8 protein-coding genes are annotated in these 6,760 nt (G+C 35.4%); 5 read left to right on the top strand and 3 right to left on the bottom strand.

Translation table 11 applies throughout. From position 1 onward, the window contains the following. Nucleotides 1–374 precede the first annotated feature (374 nt). The 5 genes from V6255_RS17715 to V6255_RS17695 are packed head-to-tail and all read left to right on the top strand — an operon-like array spanning nucleotide 375 to nucleotide 3,435. Nucleotides 375–1,421, top strand: coding sequence for a DUF3549 family protein (locus V6255_RS17715; RefSeq protein WP_341629334.1), 1,047 nt, complete (start codon nucleotides 375–377; stop codon nucleotides 1,419–1,421). A 14-nt stretch (nucleotides 1,422–1,435) separates the two neighbouring features. Beyond that, nucleotides 1,436–1,753 carry a DUF3301 domain-containing protein gene (locus tag V6255_RS17710; RefSeq protein ID WP_341629333.1) on the top strand — a complete coding sequence of 106 codons (318 nt, stop codon included), beginning with the start codon at nucleotides 1,436–1,438 and terminating at the stop codon, nucleotides 1,751–1,753. Nucleotides 1,754–1,764: 11 nt separating this feature from the next. After that, on the top strand, nucleotides 1,765–2,109 hold the full coding sequence (locus V6255_RS17705) for a hypothetical protein (RefSeq protein WP_341629332.1): 345 nt from the start codon (nucleotides 1,765–1,767) through the stop codon (nucleotides 2,107–2,109). Nucleotides 2,110–2,111: 2 nt separating this feature from the next. Continuing rightward, nucleotides 2,112–2,888 carry a Zn-ribbon-containing protein gene (locus V6255_RS17700; protein ID WP_341629331.1) on the top strand — a complete coding sequence of 259 codons (777 nt, stop codon included), beginning with the start codon at nucleotides 2,112–2,114 and terminating at the stop codon, nucleotides 2,886–2,888. 28 nt (nucleotides 2,889–2,916) lie between these two features. Then, complete coding sequence (locus tag V6255_RS17695; protein ID WP_425355943.1) at nucleotides 2,917–3,435, top strand: CreA family protein; 519 nt, start codon at nucleotides 2,917–2,919, stop codon at nucleotides 3,433–3,435. 407 nt (nucleotides 3,436–3,842) lie between these two features. Here V6255_RS17695 and hemH read toward each other — a convergent pair whose 3' ends face one another. From hemH to V6255_RS17680, 3 genes are all read right to left on the bottom strand, one after another. After that, nucleotides 3,843–4,880 carry a ferrochelatase gene (hemH, locus tag V6255_RS17690; RefSeq protein WP_341629329.1) on the bottom strand — a complete coding sequence of 346 codons (1,038 nt, stop codon included), beginning with the start codon at nucleotides 4,878–4,880 and terminating at the stop codon, nucleotides 3,843–3,845. 354 nt (nucleotides 4,881–5,234) lie between these two features. Further along, nucleotides 5,235–5,987, bottom strand: coding sequence for a bifunctional 2-polyprenyl-6-hydroxyphenol methylase/3-demethylubiquinol 3-O-methyltransferase UbiG (gene ubiG / locus V6255_RS17685; RefSeq protein ID WP_341629328.1), 753 nt, complete (start codon nucleotides 5,985–5,987; stop codon nucleotides 5,235–5,237). A gap of 157 nt (nucleotides 5,988–6,144) precedes the next feature. Beyond that, a complete protein-coding gene (locus V6255_RS17680; RefSeq protein ID WP_341629327.1) occupies nucleotides 6,145–6,414 on the bottom strand; it encodes a DUF3081 family protein in 270 nt (89 codons plus the stop codon). Between the last annotated feature and the right edge of the window lie 346 nt (nucleotides 6,415–6,760).

Genomic DNA, 6,760 nt, shown 5'->3' with positions numbered 1-6,760 from the left:
AAGTCATTTTTCCTGCGCAAAATTTAGATCACTTATTTAATGTAATCGGTATTATACCAACTCCGATAACTAGCTGATCTATTTTTCTTGCTAAAACAGCCATTAAAGCATTAACATCTTTTGGTTAATTCTCCGATAGACGATTCAATGAGTTAATCTTCGAAAGGCTTAATTTACGCCTTGAATCGAACTATTTTTACAGCGCAAAATTTAGATAACATATTTAATGTAATCAGTATTACTCATCAAATGACTATAGAACTTTAGTTAACTGATTTTTTATTAGAAATCCCCGAGAGTTAGACATAACGACATAGAGGTATGAAGCATACCCGTATATAATCGCCTCACCGTTAATAACAAAGATATTTTTCATGAGCATGAATACCCTAACCAACTTTTTAGAACAAGCCCAATGCCAATACCGTGTATATGATTTAGGCCGTATTGTACAAAAAGTAAGTAACAGCGAATTTCAAAAAGTGGCCAATAATGAACAGGCTTATCCTTACCCTATTCAACAACATGCTTTTATTGCGTTAACTTTTTGGCAAGTTGCAGCTCAGAAAGAACACTATGTTTGGTTTTTAAAAATGCCCTTAGACGAACAAGGTTTAATGAAAATAACCGCTCAAACTAGCTTTATTCGAATGGTAGTTGAAGCGATGGGTGAAGACTTAACAGCTAAAATAAGTGATAAGTTACAAGAACGTTTAGCCAGTAATCCATTTGTATACAAACCGAGTGCTGAAAAGTTGGCTATTTTTAATGCCAATATTAACAGTGCTTTTATACGCCCGGCTTCTTCTTTTTACCCTGCAGTACAAAACTACTTTTCTGGTGAAGAAGATTGGCAGCAATGGCAAACTTTAGGTTTCCAGGGTTTTGCTGATTTAGGTGCTCGTTTAAATTATGATAATAACCAACAAAAAATAATTAATGCGTTGGACCACTTGCCAGAACAACCATTGCAAACGCTATCTCTATGCCTTGAGAATCAGAATGATATCAATACTGAGTTAGCTGAAAAAATAACCCAACAAGCAACAAAACGCCTACAGTTAGGCCAAGGTACTACGGCTATTTTATTATTAAGAGCCATTGCCAGTGCGAATGCACAGGGCATGACTAAACAATTATTAAATGAACAATTTTCATCAACGCTTATACATGAAGCTGACTGGTATATTACTATCGCTGGGCGTTGTTGGACTCAGTTAGAAGATGAAACACTATTAAATCGTTATTTTGAAGCCTTAGCAACACATCAACAAGCATTGTTCCCACAACTTTTTGCTGACTTAGTCGCTATCCCTGCATTAAGAGATAAAGTATTAAAACAATTACGTTTAACCGCCCGTTCACCTGCGTTATCACAGGCGATTGGTCTATTATTTTCAGGATTGAAAGAAAACACTTAAGGATAGGTTATATAATGATATGGGATTTATTGTTTATTCTCGTAATGGTATTGGTAGGCACCACCATTTGGAAATTACGTCAACAATCTGAACTAGCTAAGAAAATGATCGAACAGCATTGTAATAAGCTTGAATTACAACTACTGTCTTTTGCTCGATCTCGTTTTAACTACAAATTAGGCAGTGATTTTTTACAAGCCAGTTTTGTATTTGAATTTAGCAGTGACGGCGATAATAATTACCAAGGCACACTCACCTTAAATGGTTTAGTTAAACCGCGTTTTCAATTACCAGCTTATCGTCTTGTTGACGATGAAACCCCATTCTTTTAAAAGGTTAGTTCATGGATCGTATTATATTAGTTGCACAGCAACTCGCGAAAGAAGGTAAAACACCAAACACCGCTCTAATAAAAGCACGTTTACCTAAAAACACACCTTTACCTGCGATTATCCAGGGCTTAAAACTATGGCAAGACAATCCTAACAAAGAAATTAATACACCAACTGAACCTGCTTTAACAGGCGCAACTAGCGAGCAAATAAGTGGCAGTATTGACGAAATAATTAACAGTAAAATTGCCCAAGCTATTACGCCATTAAAAGAAGAAATCAATTTATTAAAAACACAACTGGAGACTCTCAAGAATAGCATTGCCATTACACCAACTGAAACATTGGAAGAATAGACGTGTTTATTAAAGAGCTAAGCTTTGAATGCTATGAAGATACCCAATATGCAGCTGTTGAACGTGCAGTAAATAATTACTTAGATATGCTCCGTTATAACGGACAAATTCTTGGGAGAGAATTTCCAATTGCAATGCAAGGTGCAATATTTACAACTCGGTTAGTTTGCCCAGAAGAAAATAGTTTAAGCGCTCGCTTTAATAGCCCTCAGGTAACACATGCTTTAAGTGGGTTAACAAAAGCGGGATTACTTGCTCCTAAAATTAAAACCATTGCAGAGGATTTAAATTCTCAACAGTGTGCGACTAATTTCACACCAAGCTGGCAAATTCTTTACACTACTTTTTTAGATACGTGCTCTCCTATTCGTTGCGGTGAAACGTTGGCTCCTATTCCACTTTACCGAACACCTGAAGAAATCAGTAACGGAGATCGGAAAAGTGCTATTAAATGGCAAGAGGAATGGGTGAACTTAGATGAATTGCAGATGAATGGTTCAGCAGTTTCTAGCGCGGCATTAAAAGAGCTGGGTGAAGTCAGTAGTAAATTCTTTCACCGCGGCAGTAACCTGTGTAAACGCATTCAATATATTACTAAAGTACCAACATACTACTATTTGTATCGTGTTGCAGGTAAATCACTGCAAGAAGAACAAAATAGACCTTGTCCAAGTTGTGGGGGAGAATGGAAACTAACAGCACCGTTATTTGAGATATTTGATTTTAAATGCGACCAATGCCAGTTAGTATCTAATCTTTCTTGGGACTTCAAAAAATAGGATCATCTACATGTTAAAAAAATTAAAAATGGTAGGCATTATATTGCTAATACTTATTATCAGCTTCTTTGTATTAAAAGGATGCTCTGATGATGAAGTGGGTGATGTCAGTTTAGGTTTATTCACTACTCAAGATATTAAACTGAATATGCTGAAAGATCCGATTGTAACCGGTGTGACTTGTCATGTTGCATCAATAGAAGCAGATCTTAGCTTCTCAGACCCAAGTGATAGTGCGATTGCTTGTCGCCAAACGGGGCCAATCACTTCAGCAATGATAGCTGAGATTGATAAGAGTAAATCTGGTGATGTAGTATTTAAAAAATCTAAAAGCATTTTCTTTAAAACGATGAAAATAAGACGCGTTTATGATCAAGAAAATCAAACGCTAATGTATGTTTCTTACTCTACTAAAGAAACATCTGGCAGCTTTAAGCATAGCCTTTCTACGGTTCCTTTATGGGGAACTGATGCTTACCAATCTTCAACTAAAGCATCATCAGAAACGACCAAAGAAATAGTGTCAGAACTGACAATAGAAAAATAACTATAATGCGCATTAAAGGTAATAAAAGAAAGTCATTCACGCCTTTAAAGATTGCTTTATAGAATTAAAAAAACCTCGTCGAGTAATCACTCTCCGAGGTTTTTTATTGGGTGTTATACCAATCACACTAATTAACTGATCTATTTTACTGGTTAAAATAACTTATTTCTTCGTTGTAAATTTCGTAAAGGGGACAACCATTAAAGAATTAACATCCTTTGGTTAATTCTCCGATAGACGATTAACGAAGTTAATCTTCGAAAGGCTCAATTTACGCCTTAAACTAAGTCATTTTTCCTACGCAAAATTTAGATCACTTATTTAATGTAATCGGTATTACAAAGCGCTTTTATAAAATATGATAAGCGCAAAAGTCGTTGCATTCATTATGTGAACCTAGGAAAAGATTATAAGTTAGGCTTTAATACATCTAACATCGCTTCAATATGATCGTCACGATCATTTAATGCTGCAATATAACGGTACTTTTCACCACCCGCTTCTTCAAATATTTCTCTATTCTCACCTTCGATCTCTTCCAATGTTTCCAAACAATCAGCACTAAAAGCGGGACTAATAATCGCTATGTCTTTAATACCTTGCTCAGGTAAACCTTGCAATGTTGCATCGGTATAAGGTTTTAGCCATTCAGCCTTGCCAAAACGACTTTGGAAAGTACTAATAACATTTTCTTTATCTAGCTGTAGCTCTTTATCTAATGTTAGTTTTTCAATAACTAAACGTGTTGTTTGTAAGCATAAACAATAATAAGGGTCACCATTATCTAAAAATAGCTTCGGCATACCATGGTATGAAAAAACGAGTTTTTGCGGCGTACCATTTTTCTTCAAATCCTCACTGATACTATTCGCTAACGCATCGATGTAAGTTGTATTTTTGTGGTATCCATTAATAAAATGTAATTCAGGAACCCAACGCCATTTACGCAAAACATTGGAAACCGCATCGAATGTAGAGCCTATTGTAGGGCTTGAATATTGAGGATATAAAGGTAATACAACAATGCGAGTAAAGCCTTTTTCACGCAACTCTTCTAGGCCTGACTCAATAGAAGGATTACCGTAACGCATGCTCATAACCACTTCAGTATTTTCGTACCCTTGTTGCTTTAAAAGCGCACTCAATTTATCTCGTTGAAGACGTGTAATATGGGTTAAAGGCGAGCCATTTTCAGTCCAAATACTTTTGTAAAGTTTTGCAGAACGTTTTGGTCGTATTCGAAGAATAATGCCATGTAAAATGATCATCCAAACTAAACGTGGAATTTCAACAATACGAGGGTCTGACAAAAACTCACTTAAATAGACTCTTACGGCTTTAGTCGATGGTTCATCAGGGCTGCCTAAATTGGTCAGTAAAATACCTGTTTTTTGATTAAAACGCTCTTTATGAGGGTTATCCGTAATTCCTGAGAAACGTGACACACAAGGCTCCTTTTGAGCATATAATTTTTAATGGTGACGACTTATAACGAGTCGGTAATGATTTCAGATCACTTTGTATTTAAGTTTATTGCTAAGTATTAGCATACACTTAACAACAATCTGTAGTTTTAATTCTTAATAAGAATTTTTAGAAACAGTTCTTATTATTTAGAAACAATTTTTAGTAATAATGTTTAGTAATAATGTTTAGTAATAGTGCTTAGTAATAATACTTTGTAATAGTGTTTAATAAGAAATGGACAGTAAGCATAGAATAAAGCTTTAATTTAAAATATCCATAAGACATATATAAAGAAAAGTTATTTAATAGTGCGTTACTGGTTAATAAAAAGACTAAGCAGGTTTTATTACAGCCATAACATAATTAACTGATAAGTCTGATGTCGATAATGACCACCGCCACAACAGTGGATTAAAAACAAACCCTCGTTTATCTATCAACTCTAGACTTGTAACTTGAAACATTTCAGCAAGCTCGGACGGTCTAATAAACTTATGCCATTGATGTGTCCCAGCAGGCAACCAACGCATGACCCTTTCAGCACCAACAATAGCGACTAAATAGCTTTTGGGGTTGCGATTGATCGTAGAGCAAAGCATCACGCCACCTTCATTTAGTAATGCTTCACAAGCGTTTAAAAGCGCTTGTGGAGACGCCACATGTTCGATGACTTCCATATTAAGGATCACATCAAACAACTCACCTTCATCCACTAAAGCTTCAGCCATAGTGTTACGATAATCTATTGTTAAACCAGACTGCTTAGCATGAACTTGTGCGACGGGGATATTTCTTGGTGCTGCATCGGCCCCCACCACTTCAGCGCCTAAACGTGCCATAGGCTCACTTAACAACCCTCCACCACAACCAATATCTAATAGTCGTAAACCTTTAAAAGGTAATAAACTACTTAAGTCTCTATTAAACTGAGTCGCTATTTGCTCAACGATATATTCAACACGTAAAGGATTCAACATGTGTAGAGGTTTAAACTTTCCTTGCGGATCCCACCATTCCTCGGCCATTGCTTCAAATTTAGCAACTTCCAATGCATTAACGGTATTGGTGGATGTTAACTGACTCATGTTATCCCCTATTGTTATTGGAAAGTGTTATTGGAAATGCTGGCGAAAGTGCAATTTAAAAGATTGATACCTTAATTTCTGAGAGCGTATCAAAAGAATAGTTTGATGGATTTATTAATCATGTCAGTTGTTAAGATAGTTACAACGGCTAAAGCAATTAATAACTTTCTTTATCGTCCAACATCTTGGATATCTTTTTAAAAAACACTTTCTGAGTATCTTCATCTTCATAATCCATATCAAATGCACCATGAAATAATAAAGTCACGGTCAGATCTTTGAATGATAACCAACAAGTGTACCCATCGAAATCCTGAGACGCTTTTACGCCTGAAAGTTCATAGACACCATCAGTCTTTTTTCCTTTAGTCGTGACTAAATCAAAAGCCTGTAGTAAATCTCGTTTTCTTGATTTATTTACGTCCATAAATCGTGCCTCTTTAGTTTTTGAGTGTCGATATTATTTAATTCAGTGATAAGTGCATATCAATCAACATCGTTTCTTTAATGCACATCTTGTTCTTATTTAACTTACACAATAAACGCATATCACTTAAGTTATTAATATCATAATTAGCACTATCATTAATACGAATGAACAAAGAAAAAGATCAAGTCTGTCAGACTTCTTAAGAAAGAAAAATGGCTAAGTATTAGAGAAACCTCCACTGAGAAAACTCATTGAAAAGAAGGAGAGGAGAAAAATAGTAGTTGATGAGTTATACCAATCACACTAATTAAGTTATCTATTTTACTTGTTAAAATAACTTATT

Origin of the sequence: Psychromonas arctica (assembly GCF_038155225.1) — a bacterium.
Classification (GTDB): domain Bacteria; phylum Pseudomonadota; class Gammaproteobacteria; order Enterobacterales; family Psychromonadaceae; genus Psychromonas; species Psychromonas arctica_B.
This window is presented reverse-complemented; position numbering and strand designations above follow the sequence as displayed.

Bases quoted from the DNA above. Each gene is read 5' to 3' on its own strand.
- V6255_RS17695 (WP_425355943.1), top strand. From the start codon at position 2,917: ATGGTAGGCATTATATTGCTAATACTTATTATCAGCTTCTTTGTATTA.
- V6255_RS17680 (WP_341629327.1), bottom strand. From the start codon at position 6,414: ATGGACGTAAATAAATCAAGAAAACGAGATTTACTACAGGCTTTTGAT.
- ubiG (WP_341629328.1), bottom strand. From the start codon at position 5,987: ATGAGTCAGTTAACATCCACCAATACCGTTAATGCATTGGAAGTTGCT.
- V6255_RS17705 (WP_341629332.1), top strand. From the start codon at position 1,765: ATGGATCGTATTATATTAGTTGCACAGCAACTCGCGAAAGAAGGTAAA.
- V6255_RS17710 (WP_341629333.1), top strand. From the start codon at position 1,436: ATGATATGGGATTTATTGTTTATTCTCGTAATGGTATTGGTAGGCACC.
- V6255_RS17715 (WP_341629334.1), top strand. From the start codon at position 375: ATGAGCATGAATACCCTAACCAACTTTTTAGAACAAGCCCAATGCCAA.